The sequence below is a fragment of the Finegoldia magna genome, assembly GCF_018371055.1.
In the GTDB taxonomy this organism is placed as follows: domain Bacteria; phylum Bacillota; class Clostridia; order Tissierellales; family Peptoniphilaceae; genus Finegoldia; species Finegoldia magna_I.
On the sequence record NZ_JAGYZD010000203.1, the window covers coordinates 1 to 3063 of the forward strand.

Here is a 3063-nt window from a genome sequence, read left to right on the forward strand (position 1 = left end):
AGTAACTGATAAGTTTGACACGCCATGACCTGTCGTGAAGAAGCTTATTACAAAATCATCAATACTAAGTGTAAATGCCAACAAGCTTCCTGAAAATACGCCCGTTTTTATTTCAGGAAGTACAACTTTTCTCAAAGTATAAAAAGGTGTCGCTCCCATATCCATAGCAGCCTCTGGCAAGAACTTATTCATCTGCGATAATTTCGGCAACACTGCAAGTATTACATATGGAGTTGTAAATGTTATGTGTGATAATAACATCGTGAAAAATCCGAATGGAAAATTCATCAAGTTAAATATTACCATCAAACTTACTGCCGTCACTATATCAGGATTTAAAACTGGAAGATAATTCATATTTAAAAGCAAAGTTTTCTTGTATCCTCTCAAATAATAAATTCCTATTGCTGCTATTGTTCCTAAAATTGTTGCAATTATTGTAGCTAATATTGCAATTAATATTGTGGTTTTAAAAGAAGACAAGATTTCTTCGTTGTGCAATAATTCCTTGTACCATTTGAACGTAAATCCAACCCAGCTTCCCTTCAAACGAGAATCGTTAAATGAAAATACCATTAATACAGCAATTGGTCCGTAAAGAAACAAAAACACCAATGCTAAGTAAAATTTCTTGAAAAATTCTTTCATTTTATTCTCCCTTCTCATTCGTAAAAGCTAATGAAATTAAAATCATAATGATAAGCACTACAGAAATTGCACTACCGTAATGCCAGTTTCCTGCTATTCTGAATTGATGCTCAATTATATTACCAATCAAATTGTATTTGTTACCACCAAGTAACGCAGATATTTCAAATGTAGATATAGCAGGAATAAACACCATTGTAATTCCCGTAATAACTCCAGGCAAACTCATCGGAAACACTACTCTTAAAAAAGTTTGCAACTTAGATGCTCCCAAATCGTAACTTGCTTCTACTAGTGAATAATCTGATTTGTCTAATATTGAGAAAATAGGAAGTATCATAAAAGGTAAGAAATTGTAAACCATCCCCATTAAAATAGCTCCTTCAGTGTAAAGCATTTTAATTGGAGAAAAACCAAAATGTATCAACATACTGTTGATTATCCCGTTTTTACCAGTTAAAATAATCCACGCATAAGTTCTCAACAAAAAGTTCATCCACATAGGAATAACTATCATAAGCATCAACACAGCCTTGTATTTTTTGTCTACTTTACTTATAAAATAAGCTGTTGGATAACCTATCAGCAAACAAATTACTGTACTAATAAAAGCCAATCTTATTGAATTCAAAAGCACTTTTACATATTTTGATGTAAAAAATCTGTGAAAGTATTCAAGCGAAAATTGTGGATTGGAAAAATCTCTCAATGATCCAGTTGTAACTGAATAGTATACTATAAGAAACAACGGAAATACAATGAAAAATAATATCCAAATAGCGTAAGGAATGGATAATTTCTTAAGCTTCATTGCCGCACCTCTTCATAATATGAATATTATCTGGATCAATGTTAATTCCTACCATACTTCCTTGAGGTTTGTTGATAGTTGATTGGGCTTTATATTTGAAATCTCCAGTGTCAACGAACATTTCGTAGTGAATTCCTTTAAATCTGTCGCTTATAACTGTACCTTTGATTTGTCCTTTTTCTGGGGCAACTATCTCCACATCTTCAGGCCTTATAACGACTTGGACATTTTCATTTTTTGCAAATCCTTTATCAACACATTTCCATTTATGATTAGAAAATTCTACCATGCAATCTTCCAAAAATACTCCGTCAATTATGTTACTTTCGCCAATAAATTTAGCTACAAACTCATTCTTAGGTTCATTGTAGATATCTTCTGGAGTTCCTATTTGTTGAATTACACCATTATCCATAACAACAATAGTATCACTCATAGTTAAAGCTTCTTCTTGATCGTGAGTTACATAAACAAATGTAATTCCGATTCTTTCTTGAATATTTTTGAGTTCGTTTTGCATTCCTTTTCTCAACTTCAAATCCAATGCACCCAAAGGTTCATCTAGCAACAAAACACTAGGTTCGTTGACCAATGCTCTAGCTATAGCAATCCTTTGTTGTTGACCACCACTCAAATTATTTATTTTTCTTTTTTCAAAACCAGACAAATTAACAAGTTTCAAAACTTCTGTTACTTTTTCTCTGATTAATTTTTCGTTCATTTTTTTGATTCTCAAACCAAAAGCAATGTTTTCAAATACATTCATATTAGGAAATAGAGCGTATTTTTGAAAAACTGTGTTCACATTTCTCTTATATGGTGCAATATGACTTATGTCTTTACCTTCAAAAATAATCTTTCCAGTATCTGGAGTTTCAAATCCAGCAATTAATCGCAAAGTCGTAGTTTTACCACAACCTGATGGTCCCAATAATGTCAAAAATTCTTTATTTCTAATGTAAAGATTCAAATCTTTTAAAATATGTTCATCTTCAAAAGATTTATTAATACCGATTAATTCAATGATATTATCCATTAAACATTCCCCCTAAAAATTTGGTGGTGACATAACCCATATCACCTTGCAGATTTTTGTGCCATTATTTTCTAACATTCTAGTTTTATTGCACTTCGTGTAAAAACAATCACCCTTGTTTAGTTTATATATTTCATTGTCGAGATAAATGTTGCAACTTCCCTCAAGTACATACCCAAATTCTTCGCCTTCAAATGGATTGTATTCTTTAGTTTCTCCTTTTTGATTAAGCGTAATTATAACAGGCTCCATAGTGTTTACCTGAGATTTTGGAACTAGCCATGTAATAGTAGAATTCATGCTCAAATCTTCACTTGATTGATAGTCATCTTTTGTGAAAATTTCTTTTACTGAGGGCTTATCCATAAAAAAAGTTGCCATATCAGTTCCCAATGCATTTAATAAGTCATTAAGTGAATCTACAGAAGGACTTGTCAAATCTCTCTCTAATTGTGATATGAAACCTTTTGTCAAATCAGACCTTTCTGCCAATTCTTCTTGGGTCAATCCAAGTTTTAACCTCAATGATCTTATTTTTTCTCCTATTTCCATTACTATCTCCTTACTT

At 31.8% G+C, this 3063-nt stretch carries 4 protein-coding genes; all 4 read right to left on the bottom strand.

Going from position 1 to position 3063, the window contains the following annotated elements; genetic code table 11:
* The coding region (locus KHW44_RS07920) for an ABC transporter permease (RefSeq protein WP_304068122.1) at positions 1 to 648 on the bottom strand (648 nt) is incomplete at its 3' end.
* Between the two features lies 1 nt (position 649).
* A complete protein-coding gene (locus KHW44_RS07925) occupies positions 650 to 1459 on the bottom strand; it encodes an ABC transporter permease (RefSeq protein WP_294685608.1) in 810 nt (269 codons plus the stop codon).
* A complete protein-coding gene (gene potA / locus KHW44_RS07930) occupies positions 1449 to 2495 on the bottom strand; it encodes a spermidine/putrescine ABC transporter ATP-binding protein (protein WP_002836158.1) in 1047 nt (348 codons plus the stop codon). The genes KHW44_RS07925 and potA overlap by 11 nt, the downstream gene beginning before the upstream one ends.
* A gap of 12 nt (positions 2496 to 2507) precedes the next feature.
* Positions 2508 to 3047 carry a helix-turn-helix domain-containing protein gene (locus tag KHW44_RS07935; RefSeq protein WP_002836156.1) on the bottom strand — a complete coding sequence of 180 codons (540 nt, stop codon included), beginning with the start codon at positions 3045 to 3047 and terminating at the stop codon, positions 2508 to 2510.
* Positions 3048 to 3063 lie beyond the last annotated feature (16 nt).

Coding starts and splice junctions, on each gene's coding strand:
- KHW44_RS07925 (WP_294685608.1), bottom strand. CDS start 1,459: ATGAAGCTTAAGAAATTATCCATTCCTTACGCTATTTGGATATTATTT.
- KHW44_RS07935 (WP_002836156.1), bottom strand. CDS start 3,047: ATGGAAATAGGAGAAAAAATAAGATCATTGAGGTTAAAACTTGGATTG.
- potA (WP_002836158.1), bottom strand. CDS start 2,495: ATGGATAATATCATTGAATTAATCGGTATTAATAAATCTTTTGAAGAT.